Annotated in this window: 25 protein-coding genes; 13 read left to right on the top strand and 12 right to left on the bottom strand. The window is 72.5% G+C overall.

Going from position 1 to position 26,153, the window contains the following annotated elements; all coding sequences use genetic code 11:
• Positions 1 to 9: 9 nt before the first annotated feature.
• The 4 genes from MKW14_RS20315 to MKW14_RS20300 form a co-directional block, all read right to left on the bottom strand.
• Positions 10 to 3,018, bottom strand: a complete 3,009-nt coding sequence (locus tag MKW14_RS20315) for a carboxypeptidase regulatory-like domain-containing protein (RefSeq protein WP_240864238.1) — start codon at positions 3,016 to 3,018, stop codon at positions 10 to 12.
• Between the two features lie 120 nt (positions 3,019 to 3,138).
• Positions 3,139 to 4,548, bottom strand: a complete 1,410-nt coding sequence (locus tag MKW14_RS20310; RefSeq protein ID WP_240864236.1) for a hypothetical protein — start codon at positions 4,546 to 4,548, stop codon at positions 3,139 to 3,141.
• Positions 4,549 to 4,823: 275 nt separating this feature from the next.
• Positions 4,824 to 5,879: a hypothetical protein gene (locus tag MKW14_RS20305; protein WP_240864234.1), complete on the bottom strand. Its 1,056-nt coding sequence runs from the start codon at positions 5,877 to 5,879 to the stop codon at positions 4,824 to 4,826.
• Positions 5,880 to 5,901: 22 nt separating this feature from the next.
• On the bottom strand, positions 5,902 to 6,855 hold the full coding sequence (locus MKW14_RS20300) for a hypothetical protein (protein ID WP_240864232.1): 954 nt from the start codon (positions 6,853 to 6,855) through the stop codon (positions 5,902 to 5,904).
• 228 nt (positions 6,856 to 7,083) lie between these two features.
• Between MKW14_RS20300 and MKW14_RS20295 the strand changes: the two genes are divergently transcribed.
• On the top strand, positions 7,084 to 7,479 hold the full coding sequence (locus tag MKW14_RS20295; RefSeq protein ID WP_240864229.1) for a response regulator transcription factor: 396 nt from the start codon (positions 7,084 to 7,086) through the stop codon (positions 7,477 to 7,479).
• Positions 7,480 to 7,634: 155 nt separating this feature from the next.
• Here MKW14_RS20295 and MKW14_RS20290 read toward each other — a convergent pair whose 3' ends face one another.
• The gene (locus tag MKW14_RS20290) at positions 7,635 to 8,336 is read right to left on the bottom strand and encodes a FadR/GntR family transcriptional regulator (protein WP_240864227.1); all 702 of its coding nucleotides are present in this window, start codon (positions 8,334 to 8,336) and stop codon (positions 7,635 to 7,637) included.
• Positions 8,337 to 8,466: 130 nt separating this feature from the next.
• On the opposite strand from MKW14_RS20290, the gene MKW14_RS20285 reads away from it, so the two are divergent.
• From MKW14_RS20285 to MKW14_RS20265, 5 genes are all read left to right on the top strand, one after another.
• Positions 8,467 to 8,985, top strand: a complete 519-nt coding sequence (locus MKW14_RS20285; RefSeq protein WP_240864226.1) for a gluconokinase — start codon at positions 8,467 to 8,469, stop codon at positions 8,983 to 8,985.
• Positions 8,986 to 9,024: 39 nt separating this feature from the next.
• Positions 9,025 to 10,422, top strand: coding sequence for a GntP family permease (locus MKW14_RS20280; protein ID WP_240864224.1), 1,398 nt, complete (start codon positions 9,025 to 9,027; stop codon positions 10,420 to 10,422).
• Positions 10,423 to 10,436: 14 nt separating this feature from the next.
• Entirely contained in the window at positions 10,437 to 11,195 is a 759-nt protein-coding gene (locus tag MKW14_RS20275; RefSeq protein WP_240864222.1) for an SDR family oxidoreductase, read from the top strand.
• Between the two features lie 14 nt (positions 11,196 to 11,209).
• Complete coding sequence (locus MKW14_RS20270) at positions 11,210 to 12,241, top strand: L-idonate 5-dehydrogenase (protein WP_240864220.1); 1,032 nt, start codon at positions 11,210 to 11,212, stop codon at positions 12,239 to 12,241.
• 111 nt (positions 12,242 to 12,352) lie between these two features.
• Positions 12,353 to 13,438, top strand: coding sequence for a hypothetical protein (locus MKW14_RS20265; protein WP_240864219.1), 1,086 nt, complete (start codon positions 12,353 to 12,355; stop codon positions 13,436 to 13,438).
• Here MKW14_RS20265 and MKW14_RS20260 read toward each other — a convergent pair.
• The 4 genes from MKW14_RS20260 to MKW14_RS20245 all read right to left on the bottom strand — a co-directional run bounded on the left by MKW14_RS20260 (position 13,376) and on the right by MKW14_RS20245 (position 17,376).
• Positions 13,376 to 14,002 (bottom strand): cytochrome b/b6 domain-containing protein, encoded by a 627-nt coding sequence (locus tag MKW14_RS20260; protein WP_240864217.1) that lies wholly within the window; start codon positions 14,000 to 14,002, stop codon positions 13,376 to 13,378. The genes MKW14_RS20265 and MKW14_RS20260 overlap by 63 nt on opposite strands.
• On the bottom strand, positions 13,986 to 14,738 hold the full coding sequence (locus tag MKW14_RS20255) for a molybdopterin-dependent oxidoreductase (protein WP_240864215.1): 753 nt from the start codon (positions 14,736 to 14,738) through the stop codon (positions 13,986 to 13,988). Before MKW14_RS20255 ends, MKW14_RS20260 begins: the two co-directional genes overlap by 17 nt.
• A 124-nt stretch (positions 14,739 to 14,862) precedes the next feature.
• Complete coding sequence (locus MKW14_RS20250; protein ID WP_240864213.1) at positions 14,863 to 16,401, bottom strand: APC family permease; 1,539 nt, start codon at positions 16,399 to 16,401, stop codon at positions 14,863 to 14,865.
• Between the two features lie 33 nt (positions 16,402 to 16,434).
• Positions 16,435 to 17,376, bottom strand: a complete 942-nt coding sequence (locus MKW14_RS20245) for a hypothetical protein (RefSeq protein WP_240864211.1) — start codon at positions 17,374 to 17,376, stop codon at positions 16,435 to 16,437.
• 394 nt (positions 17,377 to 17,770) lie between these two features.
• On the opposite strand from MKW14_RS20245, the gene MKW14_RS20240 reads away from it, so the two are divergent.
• The 7 genes from MKW14_RS20240 to MKW14_RS20210 all read left to right on the top strand — a co-directional run bounded on the left by MKW14_RS20240 (position 17,771) and on the right by MKW14_RS20210 (position 22,969).
• Positions 17,771 to 18,664, top strand: a complete 894-nt coding sequence (locus MKW14_RS20240; RefSeq protein WP_240864209.1) for a DMT family transporter — start codon at positions 17,771 to 17,773, stop codon at positions 18,662 to 18,664.
• Between the two features lie 621 nt (positions 18,665 to 19,285).
• Complete coding sequence (locus MKW14_RS20235) at positions 19,286 to 19,810, top strand: NUDIX hydrolase (RefSeq protein WP_240864207.1); 525 nt, start codon at positions 19,286 to 19,288, stop codon at positions 19,808 to 19,810.
• Positions 19,807 to 20,199 carry a YidH family protein gene (locus tag MKW14_RS20230; protein ID WP_240864205.1) on the top strand — a complete coding sequence of 131 codons (393 nt, stop codon included), beginning with the start codon at positions 19,807 to 19,809 and terminating at the stop codon, positions 20,197 to 20,199. The genes MKW14_RS20235 and MKW14_RS20230 overlap by 4 nt, the downstream gene beginning before the upstream one ends.
• The gene (locus MKW14_RS20225; protein WP_240864203.1) at positions 20,196 to 20,513 is read left to right on the top strand and encodes a DUF202 domain-containing protein; all 318 of its coding nucleotides are present in this window, start codon (positions 20,196 to 20,198) and stop codon (positions 20,511 to 20,513) included. Before MKW14_RS20230 ends, MKW14_RS20225 begins: the two co-directional genes overlap by 4 nt.
• 2 nt (positions 20,514 to 20,515) lie before the next feature.
• Positions 20,516 to 20,686, top strand: coding sequence for a hypothetical protein (locus MKW14_RS20220; RefSeq protein WP_240864201.1), 171 nt, complete (start codon positions 20,516 to 20,518; stop codon positions 20,684 to 20,686).
• A 39-nt stretch (positions 20,687 to 20,725) separates the two neighbouring features.
• A complete protein-coding gene (locus tag MKW14_RS20215; RefSeq protein ID WP_240864199.1) occupies positions 20,726 to 21,748 on the top strand; it encodes a phosphotransferase family protein in 1,023 nt (340 codons plus the stop codon).
• Positions 21,749 to 21,754: 6 nt separating this feature from the next.
• A complete protein-coding gene (locus MKW14_RS20210; protein ID WP_240864197.1) occupies positions 21,755 to 22,969 on the top strand; it encodes an acyl-CoA dehydrogenase family protein in 1,215 nt (404 codons plus the stop codon).
• A 30-nt stretch (positions 22,970 to 22,999) separates the two neighbouring features.
• Here MKW14_RS20210 and MKW14_RS20205 read toward each other — a convergent pair whose 3' ends face one another.
• From MKW14_RS20205 to MKW14_RS20195, 3 genes are read right to left on the bottom strand one after another with little or no spacing between them, the layout of a single operon-like run.
• The gene (locus tag MKW14_RS20205; protein WP_133047194.1) at positions 23,000 to 23,593 is read right to left on the bottom strand and encodes a TetR/AcrR family transcriptional regulator; all 594 of its coding nucleotides are present in this window, start codon (positions 23,591 to 23,593) and stop codon (positions 23,000 to 23,002) included.
• Between the two features lie 45 nt (positions 23,594 to 23,638).
• The gene (locus MKW14_RS20200; RefSeq protein WP_240864195.1) at positions 23,639 to 25,306 is read right to left on the bottom strand and encodes a class I adenylate-forming enzyme family protein; all 1,668 of its coding nucleotides are present in this window, start codon (positions 25,304 to 25,306) and stop codon (positions 23,639 to 23,641) included.
• Positions 25,303 to 26,076, bottom strand: a complete 774-nt coding sequence (locus MKW14_RS20195) for an SDR family oxidoreductase (protein ID WP_240864193.1) — start codon at positions 26,074 to 26,076, stop codon at positions 25,303 to 25,305. The genes MKW14_RS20200 and MKW14_RS20195 overlap by 4 nt, the downstream gene beginning before the upstream one ends.
• Positions 26,077 to 26,153 lie beyond the last annotated feature (77 nt).

The raw sequence follows: 26,153 nt of genomic DNA, 5'->3' as shown, positions 1-26,153 counted from the left end.
TCTCCTCCGTCAGGTCGTCAGCGCGTCGACCGTGTTGCTGCGGACGGCGCCCGGGTTGACCACCGTGATCAGCCAGGTGATCGGAGCGGCCGGCGTGCCGCTGGGCAGGAAGCCGAAGGTGAAGGTCGCCCGGCTGGACGGGCCCAGGACCACCGGCCTCGTGGCGGGGAACTCCCCGAACTGCGGCCGGCCCGCGGCGGTGAGCACGGCCTGCGAGCCGGGGACGAAGCCGCGCCCGACGACGGTCACGGTGGCGGGCAGCCCGTCGCCGCCGGCACTCGCGGCGTCGACGAAGACGATCTCCACGGCCTCGGGCCGCTGCACGGCACTCGCGAGCCCGCTTGCGTTGTCGAGTTGTCCGCCCAGTTCGCGCAGTGCCCGCAGGACGCGCGGGGTTCGGATGCCGTCCGGCAGCGTGGGGTCGCCGCCCTGGTTCGGTGGGGTGGTGACCAGCTGCGTGGTGAGACGGATCAGCCGGGCCAGTTGGTCCAGCACGGGCGCGATCGCGATCACCCCGTCCTTGCCGGCGTCCTGGATGAGCCGGGGGCCCTCCATGGTGGAGACGCGCACCACCCAGTCCAGCAGGTCGGACAGGAGGATCGGCGGGGTGGGCGGGGTGGCGTCGCCGAACCGCAGCTGGATGGTCTGGCGTTGCGCCGCGTCCACGAAGACCGAGTCCAGGGCGAAGACGGTCTCCTCCACGGACTGGGCGACGACGTCCAGACTGCGGGAGAGCTGGATGAGGACGGTGCCCAGCGAGGTCTGCGCGGTGGTGCCGGCGAACAGGTCACGGTCCTTGTCCCAGCCGGCGGCGAGCGCGAGGACGTGGTCGACGACGATACGGAAGTTGGTGACGATCCGTTCCTCGTCGAGCGTTCCGATCCGTGCGCTGGACAGGCCGAACCGGTCCCGCAGCTGGGCGAGTTGACCGCCCACGCTGTCCGGATCGAGACGGGTGCCGGGGTTGCGGGAACCGAGGAGCAGCACGAACAGCTCGTCCACGCGCTGGATGCGCGGGCCGCCCTCGACGGCCAACTCGTCGACGAGCTCGCCCAGTTCGGCGCGGATGATGGACCGGACCGCCTCGGTGTCCTGCGGGTCGGCGGCCGGGTCGAGCGGGGTGAGGCCGTCGAGCAGCGGGGTGATCTGGTCCAGCGCGTTCTTCGCCCGCTGGTAGATGCTCGCCTGTGCGCCGGTGAGGGCGCCGAGGTCGGCCTGAACGGCGTAGCCGCGGGGATGCCAGGTGAACTCGGTGTGGCCCTGGACGTCGCGGAGTTCGAAGGCGCCGGCCAGCGCGGCCTGGAATCCGGAGGTGTTGGAGCCCGGCCGCCAGCCGAGCACGTCCCGCAGGGCGCCCTCGACGGTCTGTCCGTACGACGATGCCCGGTCGGCGGTGCCGGAGCCCGCGGCCCGGCCGCCCGAGGTGCCGATCTCCTCGGTGAGCACCGGGAAGGTCGACAGGTCGACCAGGTTCTGGTCGGGGGCGGGCGGGGGCGTGGGGCCGGGCGGGCCCGAACTGCCGTTGACGCGGTGTGTGATGTCCATCCGGGTCGTGGAGTGCACCTCCACCGGGAAGCGGCGCACGGGCCTGCCGTCCTGGCTGACCACGCTCAGCAGGAACCTGCCGGCGGTGGGCGCGGCCCACTCGTAGCGCCCCTTGTCGTCGGTCTGGGTGGTGCCGAGCCGGGTTCCACCGTCGGCGCTTCGAATCTCGACGGTCGCGAAGTCGAGGGGTTGTCCGTTCTCGTCGCTGACGAAACCGAAGACGATGTGCGGTTCCTCGCCGAGGACCAGGTCAGGTGCCTCGTTGGTGCGCTGCTCGGCGACGGTCGCGGTGACGCCCTCGGGCGGGTCGGCGACGAGGCTGCGGCCGCCGACCGTCACCGGTGAGCGGGCGAGGGAGACCGTCCAGGCGCCGGCCGGCAGGTCGGCGACGGTGTAGCGGCCGTTGAGGTGGGTCTTCGCCCGCTCCAGGCGGTCGTTCTGGCGGGCGGCGATCTCGACGCCGTTCAGGGGCACGCCCGCGCGGTCCGTCACGAGGCCGGTCAGCGTGCCGGTGGCCGTCGTGGACAGCTCGAAGGCGAAGGAACCGGACAGGTCGAGGTCGTCGCCCGCACGGACGGTGAGGTTGGCGCGGTGCTGTCCGGGCACCGCGACGACGGAGCGCCGGGTGGTGCCGTACGTCGCCGCGGTGGTGTCGACGACGGCGACGGTGTAGCGGCCGGCGGGGACGTCGTCGAAGACGCAGGTCGTGTCGAGGGAGTCGGTCGCCCGGCGCACCGGCTCGGTGTCGGGGTCGTCGTGCCGGGTCAGTTCGAGGACCACGCCGGACAGCGGGGTGTCCTTGAGCCGGGGCGTGACGGTGAGCCGGGCCGGGGCGGGGCGGTAGTACACGTCGATGCCGTACTCCGGCGGTTCGCCGCCCTCCACGCCGGCGCGGTCGGCCTCGAAGGTCCCGTCTCGCGCGACGGCCCGGGCGCCGGGGTGGTCGCAGGGGATGACGGTGACGCGCTCGTCCGGGCAGGCGGCGTACACGGCGCCGTCGGCGCCGCTGAAGAACGGCTTGCCCTGCACCTTGAGCTCGGCGCCGTCGAGCGGCTCGCCCGACTCGAAGAGGGCGTGGAGCAGGAAGAGCCGTTGGTTCTCGGCGGGCAGGAGCACGATCTCCGCCTCGGCGGGCCGGTGTTCGCCCACCTCGATGTGGTGGCGGTCGTCGGTGCCGCCGTGGACCACGAGCGCCCTGCAGAAGGCTCCCGCGCCGTGCCGGACGCCGACCTTGTACCGGCCGGGCGGCACGTTCTCGTGCCGCAGGAAGCCGTGCTCGTCGGAGGCGTGCAGCGTGATCGGCCCGCGGTGCCCGCCGTGGCCCTCGTCGCCCTTCCCGCTCCGCGGTGCGTCGCCGTGCGTCAGCTCGATGACGACGCCGGAGGGGGTGGGCCAGCCGTCACGCCACCGGTGGGGCTTCTTCTCGTTCACGCGGCGCGGGCTGAGGAAGACCCGGATCGTGAGCTTCGGCATCGTGCTCTCCTTTCTCTCCAGGTCAGCGGCGTAGGCCGGACGAGGAGCGCATGGGGTCCTGCTGGGTGACGGCGGGCGCCGTGCGGCCCGCGGGCTCGAACCGGGTCATCGCCGTCACCGTCATCGCCGCGCCAGTTCCGTGTAGAAGTTGCGGGTGATCACGCCCGGGCGGGCGAGACGGCGGTCCAGGGCGGAGCGGGTGGCGCCGATCAGGAAACGGGCCGGGATGATGCCCGGGTCGGTTCCGGCGGCGAGGCGTTCGGCGGCTTCCCGCTGCATGGCGTACTCCTTGGTGCCGAAGGGCAGCACCTGGGCGAGGCTGCGGCGGCCGAGTTCGGGGAACGCCCGGAAGCACAGGGCGTCGACGACCGCGGGGTGGGCGGCCTCGAAGGTGGCCAGCAGCTCGCGGGGCAGGGTGCCGGCCCGCGGGTCGGGATAGATCGCGGCCCACAACCGCCCGTACCGCTCGGCCTGTTGCTCGAAGCCCATCCGCCGCAGCAGCTCGATCGAGATCCAGGCCCGGAACCAGGGCGTCGGATGCGGACCGTGCGGGCTGTATGTCAGGACGGTCGCCGGGGCGCGGCCGATCACGTCGAGCAGGGACCCGACCACGGCGGGGCCGCCGAGCAGAAGGGCGCACAGGTCGGCGTGGATCTCGCGGTTCCAGCGGACCCAGGTGCGCACGACGGCGGGCGGGCAGCCCTCGTCGAGGAGTCGGCGGGCGATCGCACGGGGGACGGCCTTGTCGAGGCCGAGGTCGCTCTGGAGGTTGTGGGAGACCTCGTGGAGCACCGCGCCCAGGGTCCAGGGATTGACCAGGCGGTGGTAGGGCAGTTGGACGAGCGGGAAGGGGTTGAGGCGACGGCCGAGGCGGCGCAGCGGGATGCCGCGGCGGAAGGTGGCCGGGGAGAAGCCGGTGCGCATGAAGGAGAACGGGGGCGGAGCCGGCAGCGGCTTGGCCTCGCCGACACCGAGGTAGGCGGCCTGATAGCAGGACAGGGCGATACGGTCGCACGCCAGCAGGGCGTCCGCGAACACGGACTGGCGCTGGCCGAACAGCTCGAAGTAGAAGTCCCAGATCCGCTCGACCTCACGCACCCAGTCGTGCGCCTGTTCCTTGGCCGTCAGCAGCCGCTGCAGCTGCCGGGTCGCGGGCCGCGCCTCGGCAGCGCGGGCCAGCTCCCGCACCTGCTCGCTCTGCCGCAGCAGTTCGGCACGCAGTTGTCCCAGCAGGGCGTTGACGGCCTGCAGATGGCCGGCGGTGGGCGCCGCCGCCCCGTTCCCGAACTCCCCCGCCCGGAAGGGGCGCAGGGCCGCGGCATGCCGGGTGACGTTCAGCCCCTGTGCGCGGAGCCACGGTCGACGGACGGGGACGACGACGGGAGCGGAACGCGCGGGGCGACCGGACTGGACGACGGCGGTGCCCGGATCCGGTGTACGGAGCGGAATCCCGGGGGCGCGACGGGCCTGCCCCCGGGGGCGGGCGGGGATGGCGCCGGCGGCGGCCATCCTGGGCTGTGCGGCCGGCACCGGACGGGCTCCTGAGTGAGGGGCGCCCGAGCGAGCCGCGCCCGAGGGAGAGTCGCCCGTACCCGATGTACGGGCCCGGTCGCGGGCCGTCGGCGCGCTCATCGTCGGCCTCCGGCTGAAATCCGGGAGCGGACCGCGCCCCGGGACCGCAGCCGCCGTACGGCACTTCGCGGCGTCCGCCCCGGGTCGGGCGAGGCGGCGAGGTGCGGGTTTACGGAAGGGACTTTCCGGGCTGCCCGGTAGCACGGCGTGGCTGCGGTCATCGTCGGCCTCCGTCAGAAGCCGTAGGGCCTGCGGGGGCGGGCCGGGCGATAGGCGGGGACCGGGACCCACGCGATGGACAGGGCGGGCAGACCGGCGGGCGGGGCGGCCACGCGGCGCGGCCCGTACCGGCGACGCGTCGTCGGGACGACCGCCGGCCGTCCGCGCAGTCCGGGGCCGCTCACGCTCGTCGGGACGGCCGCCACCGAGCGCACGGCTGCGGCCGAGACCGGCGCCAGCGCGGGAGCACCCGACCGTACGGCCTGGTGGTACCGGCGGTCCATGGTCCGGGCCCGCCGCAGCACCGCACGGCGCCTGCGCGGGTCGGACAGGACCGCCGCCGTCTGGCCGGCCAGGGTGCGGGCGGCCGAGCGTGCCGTGACCGGGCGGCCCCGGGCCACCTGCCGGGCCAGACTGCTGGTGGTGCGCACGGCGATGGTGGGGAGCGCCCGGACCAGGGGCCGTGTCGCGGGACTGCGGCGCAGGGTGCGGGTCACGCCCGCGAGGCCCCGGACGAGTTGCGGGGCGTGGCGGATCACGGCCGGCGCGGCCCGGCGCACCAGGCCCACGGCGATGGGCGCCAGCGCGCCGATGAACGCCTCGGCCTCCTCCTCGGACTCCGCCTCGGCGGCGGCATGTCCCAGGTGCTCCATCAGGGCGTCCGGGTAGATCCGCCGAAGGGGATTGGCCATCCCCTCGGACTCGTACTCGAACTCGCCCTCCTCCTCGTACTCGTGGAGGGCCTCCTCCTCGAACTCCCTGTGATGGAGGCCTTCTTCCTCGAACTCCTCCTCGAACTCGTCCTCTGCCTCGAAGAGATACTCCTGCTCCGGGCCCCCGCCGCTCAGTGAGCCCAGTGCCGAGCGCGCCGCCCGGCCGGCCAGTCCCGCGAGGGAGGACAGGAACTCCTCCCCTTCGAACTCGCCCTCGAACTCGCCTTCGTACTCGTTCTCGAACTCGTTCTCCAGGGCGCCTTCGTCCTCGTACAGGTTCTCCCACTCCCCCTCCAGCTCGGGGAGCGGCGCCGCGCCGGACGTCCTGGGGCCGGCACCGTTGGTGGTCGTGCTCATTGGCCGTAGTCCTTCCTGTGGCTCAGCGCGGGGCCGAGTAGCCAGGGCGGCGGGGCCGCGCGCCCGCGTAGGGGCGGCGGGTCCGGGCGGCGGGGCTGGTGGCACGGACCGCGGTCGCGGCGCGCACGTTGCGCTGCAGCGCCCGGGCCGTCTGCTGCGGGCTGCCCAGGACGCGCCGGGTCTGTCCGGCCATGACACGGGCGGCGGTACGGCGGTCCGCGGGCCGGCCGGCCGCGGCGCGGGCGCCGAGGACACGGGCCGTGCGGCGGACGATCAGCGGCACGGCACGCACGGCGGGCCGCGTGGCACGCTGCCGTCGCAGCAGCCTGGTGAGGACGCAGGTGGCCCGCACCAGATGCGGCAGCAGCCGGCGCAGGGCCGCCCGGTCCCGGGCGGACAGCGCGGAGACGGTCGCGGCACCGATCATCGCCTCGGCCTCGGCCTCGGTCCGGGCCTGCGCCGCGACGGCGGCCATCATCTCCGCCAGCGCCTCCTGCTGGGTCAGCGGCCGGGTCGACTCCTCCTCCGCCTCCGCCTCGAACTCGGCCTCGCCCTCCTCCTCGTAGAGGTACTCCTCCTCGAACTCGCCCTCGCCCAGCGCCCGGGCGGCGACGCTCCCGAGAGCCCCGCCGAGGGGTCCGCCGATCGCGGTGCCCACCATCGGGGCGGCCACCCGTGCGACCTGGCGCAGGATCGGGGCGGCGCGGCGGACGAAGGAGCGGATCCGGCGGAAGAAGGCCTCCTCCTCGGACTCGCCCTCCTCCTCGAACTCGCCCTCCCACTCGCCTTCGTACTCCCCCTCGAACTCGCCCTCGCCCAGGAGTCCGCCGAGCGCACCCGCGATCCGGCCGAGGAACTCCTCGCCCTCTTCCTCGCCCTCTTCCTCGTAGAGGTACTCCTCCTCGCCGGCGCCCTCGAACTCGCTCTCCAGGGCGGCCTCGTCCTCGTACTCCAGCTCGGCCTGGCGCATCTGCATCGCCGCCTCTCGTTACGCGGTCGGAGAACTCACCCTGGTCATGGCGGAGTTGGCGTACCAGTCGCACGTCCTGCGGTCGGCCGTACCGGTCGGGTTCGGATGAGCGTCCCTCGGACGTGCTACACGCAAATGGGGCACAGGGGGGCCTCGCCCGCTGTTAAAGTGCGCTCATGCCGACGGGCGTGGAACCGGGTGAGATCCCGGCCGCTGAAGGCAAGGGGGCTGGCGATGACGGACGGTGCGGGTACCGGACTACTGGCCAGGGAGCGGACCGCCGCCGAAGTCGAGGCGCTGGCGGTGGAGTTGATCGCCAAGCTCGCCGCCGGTGACGGACATGTGCTGCTGGACATGGAGATCGACGGGGTACGGTGCCTGGTCATGCGCGGCGACCGGACGGGGCCCGTGTCCTTACTGAGCCCGCGCGAGCTGGAGATCGCCCGCATGGTCGCCTGCGGTCACCCCAACAAGACGATCGCCTCGGTCCTGGAGATCAGCACCTGGACCGTGGCCTCCCATCTGCGCCGCATCTTCATGAAGCTCGACGTGACGTCCAGGGCGGCGATGGTGAGCCGACTGACCTCGGCTGATCCGCAGCTGACGCCCGATTCCGTGGAGCTTAGGTAGTCCTGGTTTCCCGATGGGACCGCCGGTGCCGGCAGGACGGGGCGAACTGGCTCGAGGTCTTCGGCGAGAGCGATCCCGTATCCGTCCCGCCGGCAAGCCTGTTCCCCACCGACCCGGATGCCCGGCGGGAGTTCACCGCTTCCGCTCCTCCTGCCCTAGGGCGCCAGGATGTCCAGTTCCTGGAGGGCGCCCACCGTGATCTCACGGGTCAGTTGTTCCGCGCGGGTGGCGTCGCCCGCGCGGACCGCCTCGGCGACCTGGACGTGGAGGGTGACGGCGGCGGGGTCGGGGTCCTCGAACATCACGTCGTGGTGGGTGCGGCCGGAGAGGACCTCGGCGACGACGTCCCCGAGGCGGGCGAACATCTCGTTGCCGGAGGCGGCGAGGATCGCGCGGTGGAAGGCCACGTCGTGGACGAGGTACCCCTCCAGCCGGTGGCCGCGGGAGTTGGCGACCATGCCGAGGGCGCACTGGGTGAGTTCGGCGCACTGTTCGGCGCTGGCGTGCTTCGCCGCGAGACCGGCGGCGACCGGTTCGACCGCCGAGCGCAGCACGGTCAGTGAGCGCAGCTGACGGGGGCGGTCGGCGCCGGCCAGGCGCCAGCGGATGACCTGCGGGTCGTACACGTTCCACTCGGCCTTCGGGCGCACCGTCACGCCCACCCGCCGGCGCGATTCGACCAGGTGCATGGACTCCAGGACCCGGACGGCCTCCCGCATCACCGAACGTGAGACGTCGAAACGCTGTGCCAGCTCGTCGGTGCGCAGAACGCTGCCCGGCGGGTACTCGCCCGCTGTGATCGCGGGGCCGAGGGTGTCCAGTACATGGCCGTGCAGCCCCCGGCCCGGTGTGCTCATGCACTCAGAGTACGGGGTGGATCACAGAGACAAAAAGTCAGACTTATTTATGCCAGGGTCTTGAATTCGTCGTACCTAATCGGTTTCAGTTACCTCGACATCATGTGTCGAAGAGGACAGTGAGGCAGCGATGAGCACCCCCCATGTCGTCGTGGTCATGGGCGTCGCGGGCACCGGGAAGACCACCATCGGTCCCCTGCTCGCGGCGCGGCTCGGCGTTCCGTACGCCGAGGGCGACGACTTCCACCCGCAGGCCAACATCACCAAGATGTCGGCCGGGATCCCGCTCGGCGACGAGGACCGGTGGCCGTGGCTCGACGCCATCGGCGCCTGGGCGCACGAGCGGGCCGGGCTCGGCGGGGTGGTCAGCAGCTCGGCGCTGAAGCGGTCGTACCGCGACCGGCTGCGCGCCGCCGCCCCCGGTGTCGTCTTCGTCCACCTCACGGGCGACCGCGCCCTGATCGAGGACCGGATGTCGCATCGGCAGGGTCACTTCATGCCGACGGCGCTGCTCGACTCCCAGTTCGCCACGCTCCAGCCGCTCCAGCCGGACGAGGCGGGTGTCGCGGTGGACGTCACCGGCAGCCCCGAAGAGATCACCGAACGGGCCATGAAGGCGCTGAGCGCACTCCCCCACCCGGCCCGGTAACACCCCCTACCCGACTCCCCGTACCTGCAAGGGAACACCGTGACCAGACTCAGCGTCGAGATGCTGGCAGCGGACGCACCCGAGCCGATCACCTCGGCCGGCCACGCTCAGCTGGGCATCGCCGTACTCGTGGGCATCGCCGTCATCGTCGTGCTCATCACCCGGTTCAAACTGCACGCCTTCCTGTCCCTGACCATCGGCTCGCTGGCGCTCGGCGCCGTCGCGGGCGCCCCGCTGGACAAGGTCATCACCAGCTTCACCACAGGACTCGGCACCACCGTCGCGAGCGTCGGTGTGCTGATCGCCCTGGGCTCGATCCTCGGCAAGATGCTCGCCGACTCCGGCGGAGCGGACGAGATCGTCGACACGATCCTCGCCAAGGCCGGCGGCCGGGCGATGCCCTGGGCGATGGTGCTCATCGCCTCGGTCATCGGGCTCCCGCTGTTCTTCGAGGTCGGCATCGTGCTGCTGATCCCGGTCGTGCTGATGGTCGCCAAGCGCGGCAACTACTCCGTGATGCGCATCGGCATCCCGGCGCTCGCCGGTCTGTCCGTGATGCACGGTCTCGTCCCGCCGCACCCCGGACCGCTGGTCGCGATCTCCGCCGTCAAGGCCAACCTGGGCGTGACACTGGCGCTGGGCATCCTGGTCGCCATCCCGACGGTGATCATCGCCGGCCCGCTGTTCTCCAAGGTCGCGGCCCGCTGGGTGGACGTCCCGGTCCCCGACCGGATGCTGCCGCCGCGCGCCTCCGAGGAACTGGAGAACCGCCCCGGCTTCGGCGCCACCCTCTCGACCGTCCTGCTGCCGGTCGTGCTGATGCTGTCCAAGGCCCTGGTCGACATCATCATCGACGACCCGGCGAACCTCACCCAGCGCGTCTTCGACGTCATAGGCAACCCGCTGATCGCCCTGCTCGCGGCGGTGCTGGTCGGCATCTTCACCCTGCTGCGGCCCGCCGGGTTCGGCCGGGAGCGGCTCACGCCGCTGGTCGAGCAGGGGCTCGCGCCCATCGCCGGCATCCTGCTGATCGTCGGCGCGGGCGGCGGCTTCAAGCAGACGCTGATCGACACCGGCGTCGGCCAGATGATCCTGGACATCTCCAAGGACTGGTCGATCCCGGCGCTGCTGCTGGCCTGGCTGATCGCGGTGATCATCCGGCTCGCCACCGGTTCGGCGACGGTGGCGACGGTCTCGGCGGCCGGTCTGGTCGCCCCGCTCGCGGCCGACATGTCGACCACGCACACCGCCCTGCTGGTCCTGGCCATCGGCGCCGGCTCGCTCTTCTTCAGCCATGTCAACGACGCCGGTTTCTGGCTGGTGAAGGAGTACTTCGGGCTGAGCGTCGGCCAGACCATCAAGACCTGGTCCGTCATGGAGACGATCATCTCCGTGGTCGCGGGCGGCCTGGTCCTGCTCCTGTCGCTGGTCATCTAGCTATGAGTACGAGGATGAGTCACCCCCTGTTCGACATCAGCGGCCGCAGGGCCCTGGTCACCGGCTCCAGCCGGGGCATCGGGCTGGCCCTCGCCCGGGGCCTGGCGGAGGCCGGCTGCACGGTGGTCCTCAACGGCCGGGACGCCGACCGCCTCACCAAGGCGGCCGCGGAACTGCCCGGGGACGTCCACACGGCCGTGTTCGACGTGACGGACGGTCCCTCGGTGAAGGCCGGCCTGGCGGACGTCGAACAGCGGGTCGGCCCTCTGGACATCCTCGTCAACAACGCGGGCATGCAACTGCGCGCCCCGCTCCTGGAGTTCACCGACGCCGACTGGCACCGCATCCTGGACACCAACCTCACCAGCGCCTTCCTCGTCGGCCGGGAGGCGGCCCGGTACATGACGGCCCGCGGTCACGGAAAGATCGTCAACATCTGCTCGCTGCAGAGCGAGGTGGTCCGCCCCGGCATCGCGCCCTACGCGGCCACCAAGGGCGCGCTGAAGATGCTGACCAAGGGCATGTGCGCCGACTGGGGCCCGCACGGTGTGCAGGTCAACGGCCTGGGTCCGGGCTACATCGAGACGGAGCTGACCGGGCCCCTCGTCGAGGACGAGGAGTTCAGCGCCTGGGTGCGCCGCCGCACCCCGGCCGGCCGCTGGGGCCGTACCGAGGACCTCGTGGGCGGGGTGCTCTTCCTGGCCTCGCCCGCCGCGGACTTCGTCGGCGGGCAGGTGCTGTACGTCGACGGCGGCATGACGAGCGTGCTGTGAAGGGGGCCGCGGGGATGCTCGGTTGTGTGATCCACGGTCAGGACGACCTGCGCGTCGAGGAGCTGCCGGTCCCCGAACCCGCCCCCGGGCAGGCCCTGGTGGCCGTCCGCTACGGCGGGGTCTGCGGGTCCGACCTGCACTACTGGAGGCACGGCGGGGTCGGCGACTTCCGTCTGAGGGAGCCGATGCTGCTCGGGCACGAGGTGGTCGGGACGGTCCTCGCGTACGGCTCCCCGTCCCCCGCGAGTCCCGCTGCCGGTACGGCCGTCGCCGTGCACCCGGCCAGTCCCTGCGGTGCCTGCCCGGAGTGCGTGGACGGACGCCGGAACGTCTGCCGGGACACCCGCTACCTCGGCAGCGCGGCCCGCTTCCCCCATGTACAGGGCGGTTTCGCGGCCCGGGTGGTCGTCCCCGCCGAGCAGGTGAGACCGCTGCCGGAGGGGCTGGAGTTGCGCCGGGCGGCGCTCGCCGAGCCGCTGTCCGTCGCCCTGCACGCGGTGCGCCGGGCCGGTGCCGTCAGGGGCAGGCACGTCCTGGTCACCGGGGCCGGGCCCATCGGCTGTCTGGTCGTCGCTGCGGCCCGGGCGGCGGGCGCCGCACGGATCACGGTCACCGACCTGCTCCCCGCCGCCCTGGAGTACGCCCGCCTCGCCGGCGCCGACACCGTCGTACGGGCCGACGACCCGGACGATCCCAGGTGGCCGTCCGAGGTGGACGTGGCCGTGGAGGCGTCCGGGGTGGCGGCGGGGCTGGACACGTGTCTGCGGCTGGTGCGGCGCGGCGGGGTCGTGGTCCAGCTGGGGATACTGCCGCCCGGGCCCTCTCCCTTCGCCGGCAATCTCGTCGTCAGCCGGGAGATCGAGCTGCGGGGCGCCTTCCGCTTCGACACCGAGTTCGACGATGCGCTGCGGCTGCTGGCGGCCGAGCCCGCGTTCGACGGGCTGGTCAGCGCGGTGGTCCCGGTGCGGGAGGCGGGGGCGGCCTTCGCGCTGGCGGCGGACCGCAGCCGCTCCTGCAAGGTGCTGCTGGACTTCGGGACTTCCTGAACATTCCCCAAGAATCAGCCCAATACGGCTTCCCCGGGCGCGTGGCCGACCGCATGATGAGGAGATCCCCGGGCCTGGGAGCTCCGGGGGCGGACCGTGTCGGGGGGCGTGATGGCGGTTTCCCTCGGGATGCGTATCTCGGGGCTGCTCGTGGCGGGAGCGGTGGCGGTGGCCGTCGCGGCCTTCGGCGGTGACGGGAGTGGCAGCCCGGACGGCGGGGGCGGCAGCAGCTCCATCGTGACCACCGGTCCGTCGGTCACCGACGGCCGCACGGCACCGCCCTCCCCGACCCCCCGCCAGTCACCGGCGGGGGAGGCCGAGGGGACCGTACGCCCGGACGTTCCGCGCCACCGTTCCGGCGCCGCGGCTCCCCGCCGCGACTCTCCCGCGTCCTCCCCCAGCCACAGCAACAGCCTTCCTCTGAGCGCTGGTTGGCTTCCGCCCGGCCCGGTCTCCCCGAACGCCGACCACGCGCCCGACCCGGCCAGTGTGTACGACCAGCTGAGGGACCCGGGCCGGTGCCGGGACGCCCGCACGGCCGTCCCGGCGGGCTCCGCCGACCCCGAGTGGCGGGTGCTGCGGGCTCTGGCCACCGCCTGTCTCGCCGTGCAGGGCCGGGGCGGGAGTTGGGCGACGGTCGCCGGGGAGTACACCGCGCTGGCCGGCGAGATCGACACGTGCAAGGGACGCGCCGCCTACGCCGTCCTCGGCGGGCTGCTGGAGCTGCACCGGCTGCATCCTCACGCCAGCGTGCGGCTGAAGGCCTCCTCGGGCTCCGCGCCCGCGTGCGCCTACCGGATCGCCGGGGTGGACACCGAGGTGGCCCAGCCCGGCGACACCGTCGGGATCGAGCTGCACGGCACCTACTTCGACCCCGCCGAACTGCCCGCTTTCGCAAGCGTGTCCATCGGCGGGCGCGCGCTGCCCGTGCCGCCCGTGCTGCGCTCCGTGTCGGGCGACGCAGTGGTGCTGTCGGCGGTCGTACCGGTCCTGGGCGCCTATCCGGCATCCGTGGACGTGGTCGTCCGGTACGGCGGCACCGAAGCACGTCTCAAAGATGCCTTCACGGTGGTGGCGCCCACCGTCACGGTCCCGTCACCGGGCCAGAGCTCGCAGCCTTCGGAACGACCCGGCTCACGGACGCCAGAGAGGGTGTTCGCGCTTCGCCCACTCCCGGCTCACCTTCCCCGTCCGTAGGCCGCCGCGTGCCTCCGGGTCGCCGATCGCCATGCCGATGTGCCCGGCGATGACGATCCCGATGGTCAGCGCCAGCCAGTCGTGCACGAAGGTCGCGCTGGTGCGCCACACGATCGAGGTGAGGTGGGTGAACCACATGATCAGGCCCGTGCCGAGCATCACCAGCGTGGCCCCGGCGATCCAGGACGCGTAGATCTTCTGACCGGCGTTGAACTTCGCCGCCGGACGCGAGGAGCGGCGCTTGTCGCGGCTGACGACGGCGAGCAGCCAGGTCCGGTCGTGCGGCCCGAAGCGGTTGAGGTGCCCGAGGTCGGCGCGGAAGTGCCGGGAGACCAGGCCCACCAGTACGGGCACCGGCAGGGCGAGCCCGGCGCACTCGTGGACGCGCACCACCAGCTCGCGGCGGCCGACCAGTTCCGCGAACTGCGGGATGTAGAGGAAGGCTGCCGTCACCACGCACACGCCCATCAGCGCGGCCGTGGTCCGGTGCACCCACTTCTGCACCGGGCCGAAGCGGCGGACCTCGGTGGCGGCCGGGCTGTGCGCCTCAGCTCGTAGGGTCATCGTCGCGTCCGTTCGACTTGCCGACCCAGGCGTCGACGTCGTAGCCCCGGTGCTCCCAGTAGCCGCGCTCCACGCGCTCGGTGACGGTGATGCCGGAGAGCCACTTGGCGGACTTGTAGAAGTACATCGGCGCCACGTACAGGCGGACCGGGCCGCCGTGGGCGTGGCCGATCTCCTTGTCCTGCATGCGCAGCGCGACCAGGACGTCGGAGCGGCGCGCCTGGTCGAGGGTGAGGCTCTCGGTGTACGCGCCGTCGAAGCAGGTGAAGTGGACCGCCCCGGCGCCGGAGCGCACGCCCGCCGCGTCCAGCAGGTCGGACAGTCGTACCCCTTCGAAGGGGGTGTCCGGGACCCGCCAGCCGGTGACGCACTGGACGTCCTTGACCAGCCGGGTCTGCGGCAGGGCGCGCAGGTCGTCGAGCGTGTAGGTCTTCGGGCGGTCGACCAGTCCGCCGACGGTGAGGCGGTAGTTCGAGGCGTTCTTGTGCGGTACCGAGGTGGTGACCGAGTAGTAGCGGAAACCGCCGCCGTTCGGGAGCAGACCGGTCAGGCCGGTGGGGTCCTTGCCGGCCGCGGCGCCGAGGAAGCTCTCCAGGGCGTTCTGCAGGGTGGGCGCGGTCACCACGCCGAGGGCGCCCAGGCCGATGGTGCCGAGCAGGACCCGGCGGCCGACCGGGGTTCCGCGTTGCGGGGGCGGCGCCGGCTTGCCCGGCTCCTCGGGTTGTTCGGGGTTCACGTATCCATTCGAACACCCGCGGGCCCGGCCGGACCAGGAATCGCGGGTGCTCGTCAGGGTTCCGTAAGCACTTCTTACGGCGTTCTCAGAAACGCGCCGGTGCGATGGCGTCGGCGCCGCGGTGCTACGCCGTCTCCTGGGCCGCCTTGTCCAGCTGGAACGCCTCGTTGCCGAGGCCGATGCGGGCGTGGGCCTCGGGTGCGCGCGAGCGCAGGAGAAGGCCCTGGAGGAGACCGACGACCAGGGCGAGGCCGATGGTGCCGGGCAGCACCCAGCTCAGCGCCGAGTCGGGGCCGGCGCCGACCAGGACGTCGAAGTCCTTGACCGTGTAGCCGGCGATCACCAGCAGGGCGACGGCGGCGAGTGCGGAGGTCACCAGCCGCCAGGCCTGCGCGGCCACGGCCCCGCGCCGGGCGAAGAAGACGATCACCGACACCGAGGCGGCCGCCATCAGCACGATCACCCCGAGCGCGCCGATGTTGCCGAACCAGGTGAACAGGTGCAGCACCGGCGCCGTCGGATCGCCGGTGGGCTTGTCGTCGGCGACCGCGAAGACGATCACGATCACCGCCGCGACGGCCGTCTGCAGCAGCGAGCCGGTGCCGGGGGCGCCGCTCGTGCCGGTGGTGCGGCCGAAGGCGCGCGGCAGCAGGCCCTCGCGTCCCATGGCGAAGGTGTAGCGGGCGACGACGTTGTGGAAGCTGAGCATGGCCGCGAACATGCCGGTCACGAACAGCACGTGCAGCACGTCGGTGAAGGTCCCGCCGAGGCGGGAGTCGGTCAGCGAGAAGAGCATGCCGGCGCTCTCCTTCTGCGCCACGCCGACGACCTGGGAGGGTCCCGCGGCGACGGTCAGCGCCCAGCAGCTGACGGCGAAGAAGACGGCGACGCCGCCGACCGCGAGGAACATCACGCGCGGCACCAGGATGTGCGGCCTGCTGGTCTCCTCCGCGTACACGGGGGCCTGCTCGAACCCGAGGAAGGCCGCGATGCAGAAGCACAGGGCGGTGCCGACACCAGCGCCGCTGAGGGTGTCCGGGTTGAAGGCGTGCAGCGACAGGCCCTGCTTCGCCGGGTCGGCCACCGCCGCGACGTCGAAGATCACCACCAGGATCACCTCGACGATCAGCAGCACGCCCAGCACCCGCGCGTTGAGGTCGATCTTCAGCCAGCCGAGCGCGCCGACGACCGCCAGCGCCACCAGCGCCGGTATCCACCAGGCGATGTCCAGGTGCGCGTAGGTGGAGAACAGCCCGGAGACCTCGAAGCCGAAGATGCCGTAGATGCCGACCTGGAGGGCGTTGTAGGCGACCAGGGCCACCAGGGCGGCGCCGGCGCCGGCGGTGCCGCCGAGGCCGCGGGAGATGTAGGCGTAGAAGGCGCCCGCGTTGTGGACGTGCCGGCTCATCTCGGCGTATCCGACGCTGAAGAGGATCAGCACCACGCCGAGGACGACGAACAGCAGCGGCTGGCCGACGATCCCCATCACCGCGAATGTGGTGGGCATGACACCCGCGACCACCATGAGGGGGGCGGTCGCGGCGAGCACGGACAGCAGCAGACCGCCCGTGCCGAGGCGGTCGGCCCGCAGGGCGCGCTCCTGGCCCTTGAACGTGCTGATGCCGGCGGCGGGTCTGCTCGCGCTGGATTTCTCGGTGGTCATAGGTGGACCGTCCTCGGGTCGGCGTCGGGTATGTCAGGCCGTGCCGAGCGCGGCGGTGCGCGCGGCACGGAAGGCGGGGTACGGATCGCGGTCGGGGTAGGACCAGGGGGCCGCGGTGGCGTGCTCGCCGATCCGGTGGAAGAGGGCGGCGGCCTCGGCGCCCCGGCCCTCGCAGACCTTGGCGTGGGCCAGGAAGTTCAGGTCGACCAGCCGGCGCGGGTGGCCCTCGTGCTCCCACTCCAGCCACCAGTCGAAGGCGGCCTTCATGACCTGCCGGGCCCGGCGTCCGGTCCAGTGGCGGGAGGCGGCGGGGTTGGCCGGTTCATGGCCGTGGGCGGCGAGGACGCGGTAGCGCTCGGCGTGCGCGATGACCGGCAGGACGGCGAGCGGGGAGTCGGCGGGGGCCTGTTCGGCGGCCCAGTTGGCGAAGTCGTAGACCTCGTGCAGCGGGTCGGGGCCGGTCTCGGCGTGCCGTTCGGCGAGGCGGGCGACCATCAGGTGGTGGGCGTGGTGGTGGTCGGCGTACCGGGCGCGGATCTGGCCGAAGATCCGCTCCGCCTCGTCCCAGGAGTGCTCCAGCAGGAGCAGTCCGAGCCAGGGCGTGGGGTCGGCGGGCAGCAGGGCCGCGGCGCGTCGGCAGGCCTCGCGGGCCTGGTCCGGCTTCTCCTTGCCGCGTGCGGCGCGCTCGACCAGGGCCAGCGCGAGAAGCAGGGCCCCGTCGCCGGAATCGGGTTCGGCGAGCAGCCAGTCCCGGGCCCAGGCGGCGGCGTGCCGCTCCTGCGCGAGCACGACCGCCCGGTGGCCGCGCCCGTCCCAGTCGTCCCCCGTGTGCACGAGCAGCGACCGCGCCACCTGCCACCGCCCCTGCGCCAGGGCGGCCCGGGCGGCGACGAGCTCGCCGTCGTCGAGCGCCGCGTCCATGACCTGGGCCGCACGTTTGCGGGCCCGGCCGAGGGGCGGTGGGGGTGGAGTCACCTCGGTCTTCCTCACGCGGCACGGTCGGCGTAGGGCTGCGGACTGCCTTCGACTGATCACGCACAGCAAACCGGCAGCCAATGGTTTACGTCAAGGGCCGACGAGCTCTTACACGCGTCAACTTCCGTTGCTCCAGTGGTAGTTGACATTCGGCCATCCGGGGCGCGGACGCGGGTCCGGTCCGGCGTGTGGCGTACGCCATGGCGACCGCCCCCGTTCGCCCCGCACCATGGCCGGACGGCCGTGTCACCGCCCTCGACCGACCCTTGATCGTCGGCGCGAAGTGACGGGTCCACCGCCCGAATACGGGGACTCCCAGGGGCACGCCGGGCACTGGGACGCTACAGTCACCCAAACGCCCCCGTAGCCCGGCCCAATGATCGAGGTACGCAGCGTGTCGGTTCTGGTTCTGGTCCTCGCCGTGAGCGCGGCATGCTGCCTGGGCTTCGGCTTCGTACTCCAGCAGAACGCGGCACAGCACGCACCCCTGGGCGACTTCCTCTCGCCCCGGCTGCTCCTGGACCTGATGCGGGTGCCGCGCTGGCTGGGCGGTATCGGGCTGATGGTGGTCGGGATGGTGCTCGGCGCCGTCGCGCTGAGCGAGGGCGAGATCTCCCTGGTCGAGCCGCTCCTCGCCACCAATCTGCTGTTCGCGCTGGCCCTCTCCCGCCGCCAGACCCGGCAGCCGCTAGGCCGACAGGGCTGGACCGGACTGGCGCTGCTCGCGGGCGGTGTCACGGCCTTCATCGTCGCGGGGCAGCCCCGCGGAGGCAGCGCGCTCACCGACCCCTTCCGGCACTGGCTGATCATCGGCGCCATGCTCGGACTGGCCCTGCTCCTGACGACGTACGCCAAGCGTTCCCGGCTCAGCGCCGCCCCCGTGCTGCTGGCCCTCGCCGCGGGCGTGCTCTACGGCGTCCAGGACGCCCTCACCCGGATCAGCGGCCAGCGCTTCTCCGCGGGCGGCTTCACCGAGCTGTTCACCACCTGGCAGCCCTACGGCGTGGCCGCGCTCGGCGTCACGGGCCTGATCCTGGTCCAGAGCGCCTTCGAGACGGCGCCCCTGCGGATGTCCCTGCCCGCCCTCACCGCCGCCCAGCCGCTGGCCGGCATCCTGTGCGGGGTCGGCTTCCTGGGCGACCGACTGCGCACCGACACCGGCGCCCTGGCCTGGGAGGCGGCGGGCCTCGCGGCGATCGTCGGCGGCATCGTCCTGCTGGGCCTGCACCCCTGCATGCCGACCGGCACAGCCAAGCCCGAACGAATCCGGGACCTGCAGCCCAACTGACACCCCCTGCTCTCGGCACCCACACCGCCGAACCCGGCAGCCACTCCCCCGCCACGCCGGACCACCACTGTCGGCGGACGGAGCCACGGCCTCCGCCGTCGCGAGCCAACCACGCCACACCCACCGCCCCGTTCCGGGGGCGAGCCCGAGCGGATCCGGGACCTACAGCCGAACTGCCCCCTCTCTCTCGGCAACCGCGCCGCCGGTCCGGCAGCCGCTCGGCCGTCGGACCTGACCCGACGGCCCCTGCTCGCGAACGGCGTCACGGCCCCCACCGTCGCGCGCCGCCCCCACCGCGCCGACACGGCCACCGAGCCCGTCCGGGGACGAGCCCGAGCGAAGCGGGAACCTGCAGCCGAATGGCTCCCACTCTCGGCACCCGCGACGCCGAACCTGGCACCGCTCGGCCGCCGACGGGACCCGACAGACCCCGCTCGCGGAAGGCTTCACGCCCCCCACCATCGCGGGCCAACCGCACCGCGCCGGCACGGCCACCGAGCCCGTCCGGGGACGAGCCCGAGCGGATCCGAGACCTGCGGCTGAACTGACGTCGGTCCGCTCCCGTGCCGTCGGCCTCGGTAGGCGCTCGGCTGTGACGGGGGGGGCTGGTTGGATGGTCGTATGACGAACCCGGCAGACGAGATCCTCGACATCGTCGACGAGCACGATCAGGTCATCGGCCAGTCTCCGCGCGGCGAGGCGTACGCGAAGGGGCTGCGGCACCGTTGCGTCTTCATCCAGGCCCGGGATGCCGAGGGCCGCGTCTTCGTCCATCGCCGCACCCCGACCAAGCTGGTCTTCCCCTCCCTGTACGACATGTTCGTCGGCGGTGTGGTCGGCGCGGGCGAGTCCTACGACGAGGCGGCCCTGCGCGAGGCCGAGGAGGAGTTGGGGGTGAGTGGCCTGCCCGCTCCCCGCTTCCTCTTCAAGTTCCTGTACGACGACCGCGCCGGCCGCACCTGGTGGTCGGCGGTGTACGAGGTGCGCTGCGAGCTGCCGGTCCGACCCCAGGTCGAGGAGGTGGCCTGGCACGACTACCTGCCGGAGGCCGAGGTGGAGCGGCGGCTCGCGGACTGGGAGTGGGTGCCGGACGGACTGGCCGCGTTCGAACGTCTGAAGGCGCACCGGATAAGGTCCTCGACGTGATCGACTTCGCACGAAACGTCCGGCTCTGGTTCGCCCCCGAGCAGGTCCGAGAGGAAGGCCACACCCCCGACTACCGCTTCTCCCTGGCCAACGAGCGCACGTTTCTCGCCTGGCTGCGCACCGCCCTCGCGCTGATCGGCGGCGGCTTCGCGGTGGACCAGTTCCTCCCCGACCTGCGCTGGGCCTGGCGCGTCGGCCTGGCACTCGCCCTGCTCGGAGCCGGCGTGCTGTGCTCGCTGCGCGCGGTCAACCACTGGATGCGCTGCGAGCGGGCCATGCGCCGGGGCGAGGACCTCCCGGTCTCCCGCTTCCCGGCCCTGCTCGGCGTGGTCGTCGCGATCGTGGCCCTCGCCATGGTCGTCGTGGTCCTGGTCGGGTGGGAGGGATGAGCACGGCCGAGACCCGCGACCCCGGCCTGCAGCCGGAACGCACCCGCCTGGCGTGGCGTCGTACCACCCTGGCGAGCACCGTGGCCGCCGTCCTCGCCATGAAGACGGCACTGCACGGCGGCGTCTCCGCGGTCGGGGTCGTCGCCTGCGCCCTGTGCTGCGTCCTCTGGCTGGCCTTCCTGCTCCTGGCCCACCACCGCATCCGCGCCCTCGCGGCGGACACGGTCCCCGAGGTCCTCGCCCCCCGCCATGCCACGGCCGCCATCCTGTGCACGGTGGCCATGGCGGTGTGCGGGGCGGCGCTGGTGTTCTGACCATGAGCGGCGAGACCATGAGCGGCAAGACCATGAGCGGCAAGACCCTGTGCGGCAAGACCCTGTGCGGCGAGACCCTGTGCGGCGAGACCCTGTACGAGCAGCGTCGGCGCGGGGTGGCCCCGGTCACTTTGGGTCCTAACACTGGACGACATACCGACCAGTCGGCATGATGGGGCGAGTCCCGTTCACGCGCCCGCGAAGGAGCACCGATGAGCCCCGATCATCCGCCAGGCCTCGATCTCGACCGGCTGCGCTCCCTGCTGGAGCGCGAGCGGCCCGGTCTGGTGCGGGGGCCGCTGAGCGGCCGGCTGATCGAGGGCGGACGCTCGAACCTGACGTACGCGCTCTCGGACGGCACCTCGAAGTGGGTCGTGCGGCGGCCGCCGCTCGGCCATGTCCTGGCCACCGCGCACGACATGAAGCGTGAGCACCGGGTGATCAGCGCGCTGCACCCGACGGAGGTGCCCGTGCCGCGTCCGGTGCTGCTGTGCGAGGACGAGGAGGTGCTGGGGGCGCCCTTCTACGTCATGGAGTTCGTCGACGGCACCCCGTACCGCACCGCCGGCCAGCTCGCCCCGCTGGGCCCGGAGCGGACCCGGGGCGCGGTGCTGTCGCTGGTGGACACCCTGGTCGAGCTGCACGCGGTGGACCCCGCCGAGGTGGGCCTCGCCGACTTCGGCCGCCCCGAGGGCTTCCTGGACCGCCAACTGCGCCGCTGGGGCAAGCAGTTGGACGCCTCCCGCAACCGCGACCTGCCCGGCATCGACGAGCTGCACGCCGAGCTCGGCCGCCGCCTGCCGTCCTCCCCCGCACCCACCGTCGTCCACGGCGACTACCGCCTGGACAACGTGCTGATCGGGGAGGACGACAGGATCAAGGCCATCCTCGACTGGGAGATGTCCACCCTCGGCGATCCGCTCACCGACCTCGGTCTGCTGGTGATGTACAGCCTGCCGCTCGGGATGCCCGACTCCCCCGTCTCGACGACCGCCGAGGCCCCCGGCCACCCGGCCCCCGCCGAGCTGGTCGAGCGGTACGCGGCCCGCTCCGGGCGGGACGTCTCCGCCGTCTCCTGGTACACGGCGTTCGCCTGGTTCAAGCTCGCCGTGATCCTCGAGGGCATCCACTACCGCTACACCCTGGGCCAGACGGTCGGCCGGGGCTTCGACCGCATCGGGGGCCTGGTCCCCGTCTTCATCGAGCACGGCCTGACGACCCTTCAGGAAGGCTGATCGGACATGGACTTCGCGTTCGACGCGCGCACCGAGGAGCTGCGCGCCACACTGCTCGCCTTCATGGACGAGTACGTCTACCCGGCCGAGCCGGTGGCGGAGGAGCAGCGCGCCGCGCTCGCGTCCCCGTGGGACACCCCGGCCGTCGTCGAGGAGTTGAAGGCCGAGGCGCGCAGGCAGGGCCTGTGGAACCTCTTCCTCCCCGACGCCGAGTACGGCGCCGGCCTCACCAACCTCCAGTACGCCCCGCTCGCCGAGATCACCGGCCGCAGCCCGCAGTTGGCGCCCACCGCCCTCAACTGCGCGGCACCGGACACCGGGAACATGGAGGTGCTCGCGCAGTTCGGCGACGAGCAGCAGAAGAAGCAGTGGCTGGAGCCGCTGCTGGCCGGTGAGATCCGCTCGGCGTTCGCGATGACCGAGCCGGAGGTGGCCTCCTCCGACGCCACCAACATCACCACGCACATCCGGCGCGAGGGCGACGAGTACGTCGTCACGGGCCGCAAGTGGTACATCTCCGGGGCGATGAACCCCGACTGCAGGATCTTCATCGTGATGGGCAAGACGGACCCGGACGGGCCCGACATCCGCCGCCAGCAGTCCATGGTCCTGGTCCCCCGGGACACCCCGGGCGTCACCGTCGAGCGCGCGATGCAGGTCTTCGGCTACGAGGACCACTACCACGGCGGCCACGCCGAGGTGGTCTTCGACCAGGCGCGCGTGCCGGTCACCAACCTGATCGGCGAGGAGGGCGGCGGCTTCGCCATCGCGCAGGCCCGCCTCGGCCCCGGCCGGATCCACCACTGCATGCGGCTGATCGGCATGGCCGAGCGCGCCATCGAGCTGATGTGCCGCAGGGCCGTCTCGCGCACCGCGTTCGGCAAGGCGCTGGCCCAGCAGGGCGTCGTGCAGAACTGGATCGCCGACGCGCGCGTGGCCGTCGAGCAACTGCGCCTGCTGGTGCTGAAGACGGCCTGGATGATGGACACCGTCGGCAACAAGGGCGCCCACACGGAGATCCAGGCCATCAAGATCGCCACCCCGCGCACGGTCGTCGACATCATCGACCGCGCGATCCAGCTGCACGGCGCGGGCGGCGTCAGCCAGGACTTCCCGCTCGCCGAGCTGTACGCGGGCGCCCGCACCCTGATGCTGGCGGACGGCCCGGACGAGGTGCACCAGCGCTCGCTGGCCCGCCGGGAGCTGAAGAAGTACCTGTGATTCCGAAGTACCTGTGATCCCGGCGGTCCGCTAGGGACGCAGAGCCCGTAGGAGGAGGTCGGCCAGGTGGTCGGCGACCTCCTGCGGGCTCATCGGTCCGTCGGGCCGGTACCAGGTCGACAGGTGGTGGACGGAACCGAAGTGGTAGTCCACCACCAGGTCCGCCGGGGTGGCCCGGGAGAAGACCCCGGCCTGCTGCCCCTCCTCGATCAGCGCACGGAAGCGCTCGTGGTAGCGCCGCCGCTCGGCGCGCACCTGCTTGTTCTTCTCCGGGCTGAGGTGGTGCATGGAGCGGAAGAAGATCATCGCGTCGTCGAGGTTCTCGATGGTCGTGACGACGACGTCCGCCGCCGCGCCCCGCAGCCGCTTCTCGATCGGCTCGTCGGCGTTGGCGAAGGCGTCGAGACGCTCCTGCTGGACGCGCAGCACGCGCGCGTACACCTCGTGCAGGAGGTCGTCCTTGGAACCGAAGTAGTGGTACAGCGCACCCTTGGTGACGCCGGCCGCCTCGACGATCTCCTGCACGGAGGTGCGGTCGTAGCCCTGCTCGGCGAAGAGCCGGGTGGCGGCGGCCAGCAGCCGCTGCGGGACGGGCGTACCGTCTCCGTCCGTCGTCCTGGGCACTGTGCCGCCACCTGCCTTCCGGGCTTTCCGCCGTGTTCCGGTGTTCTATTCGCTTGCTCGCCTGCGGGAACGAAGCTCCCGACGGAGGATCTTCCCACTCGCCGTCTTCGGCAAGTCGGGCAGGATCTCCACCTGCCGCGGGTACTTGTAGGCGGCCAGTCTCTCCTTGCAGTACACCGCGAGTTCGTCCGGGTCCGTCTCGGCGCCCGGACGCAGGCTGATGTACGCCTTGACGGTCTCGCCACGGTACCCGTCGGGCACCCCGACCACGGCCGCCTCGCGCACCGCCGGATGCGTGTACAGCACGTCCTCGACCTCGCGCGGCCACACCTTGAAGCCGGACGCGTTGATCATGTCCTTCTTGCGGTCGACGACGTAGAGCCAGCCCCGCTCGTCCATGAACCCGATGTCACCGGTGCGCAGTTCGCCGTCCGGGAAGGTCTCGGCGGTCGCGTCGGGGCGGCGCCAGTAGCCGGGCACGACCTGCGGCCCGCGGACCAGGATCTCCCCCTGCTCGCCGAAGGGCACCTCGCGCCCCTGGTCGTCCACGATCCGTACGACGGTCTCCGGCCCCGGCAGGCCCACGGCCAGCGTCCCGGACACCGGGTCGACCGGCGCTTCCAGACCGGGCGGCACGGAGGCGCACGGCGCGGTGCACTCCGTCAGCCCGTAGCCGTTGCGGATGTACGGCCCGAAGCCCGCCCGGAACCTCTCCACCAGCGCCGGCGGCACCGGCGCGCCCCCGCTGGAGATGTTGACGAACGACGAGAAGTGGTCCGGCGTGCAGTCCGGGTGCGCGCCCAGCGCCATGAACGCGGTCGACGGCCCCACGGTGTAGTGCGGCCGGTGCTCGGCGAACGCCTCCAGCACGACCCCCGCCTCGAAGCGGTACGTCAGTACGAGCGTCCCGGCGCTGTTGAGGCAGGCGCCGAGCTGGCACACCATCCCGGTGATGTGGAACAGCGGTGCGAGCGCGTAGTAGACGGGCGCGTCCGGCAGGGCGAGCCCGGTCCGCTGCCGCTCGGCGTTGTACATGATGTTGCCGTGCGTGTTGGTGGCGCCCTTGGGCGTGCCGCTGGTCCCCGAGGTGTAGCTGATCAGCGCGATGTCGGAGGGGCCGGGGTCCCGTCCGGCCGGCGCCTTGTGTCCCGCCCGCGCCACGGCCACCAGGTCCTCGGCGTCACCGGCCCGCGGCAGCCGCTCGAAGCCCAGCACACGCGCGTCGTCCCGCGTCTGGAAGTCCAGCTCGCACCCGGTCAGCACGATCCGCACCGGCGAGTCGGCGGCGGTCTCGCGCAGATACGACTCCCAGGCGCGGTCGGAGCAGACGAGCGCCGCCACCTCGCCGTCGCGCAGGACGTGCGCGACCTCCCCCGACGTGTACATGGGGTTGACGGGCACCACGACCGCCCCGGCCTTCCACGCCCCCAGCAGGGCGAGCACGAAGTGCGGGGAGTTCTGCAGCAGGATCGCCACCCGGTCACCGCGCTCCAGCCCCTGGGCGGCAAGGTACCCGGCCACCGAGTCGCTGAGTTCGTCGACCTCGCGGTAGCCGAGCCGCCCGTCGAAGTAGGCGAGGAAGTCACGGTCGGGCGCCTCGGCGACGGACCGCCGCAGGGCGTGCACCAACGAGTCGGCCGGCTCGACGGGCGCCCGCTGGGCGTCGTTCAGCAGCGCCACCCACGGCTTGTCCGCGTAGCGCGACCCGCTCATCGCACCTCCTCCCACTTCTGCTGGATGTGGTTCATGCTGGTCAGCCACTGGTCGGGGCTGGTGGCCCTGGCCCGGTAGTACCCGGCGACCTCGGGGTGGGGCAGGATCAGGAACCGGTCCTCCGCGATCCCCTTGAACAGCGCGTCCGCCACGTCCGCCGGTTCGATCGCGGTCGGCTGCAGCACCAGGTTCCCGGCGCTCCCGGTGGCCGCCAGCATGTCGGTCCGCACCCCCTGGGGACAGATGGCGTGCACCTTGATCCCCCGGTGCCGGTACGTCAACGACAGCCACTCGGCGAAGGCGTAGGCCCCGTGCTTGGTGACGCTGTACGAGGGCGCCCCGATCATGGTCAGCAGCCCGGCGGCGGACACGGTGGAGACGAAACGGCCCGTTCCGCGCTCCAGCCACCCCGGAAGCAGCGCCTCGGCGGCACGCACATGCGCCATGACGTTGACGTCCCAGGCGGTCGCCCAGGACTTCTCGTCGGCGGACAGCCCCTGGGCCCCGTCCTCGAAGGCGACCCCGGCATTGGCGCAGTAGACGTCGACGACCCCACCGAGGGCGTCCCGCGCGTCGCCGACGATCGCGGAAGCGTCCCCGGGCACGGCGATCCCACCGATCTCAGCGGCGATCGCCTCGGCCCGCTCCCCGTCCAGGTCATTGACGACGACCCGGGCCCCTTCAGCGGCGAACCGCCGGGCAAGCGCGGCCCCGATCCCGCCTCCGGCCCCGGTGACGACGACTCTCGCATCCCGCACGGCTTCCACCATCGGTCTCCTTCGACTGCGGCTCGGCTCCATCCCCGCGACGGCCAGACTAACCGGTCGGTATGTGTCAAGGAAGGGGT

The sequence above is a fragment of the Streptomyces gilvus genome (assembly GCF_022513565.1).
GTDB lineage: Bacteria > Actinomycetota > Actinomycetes > Streptomycetales > Streptomycetaceae > Streptomyces > Streptomyces gilvus.
The sequence above is the reverse complement of the archived record's forward strand: the minus strand, read 5'-3'. Positions and strand labels throughout refer to the sequence as shown.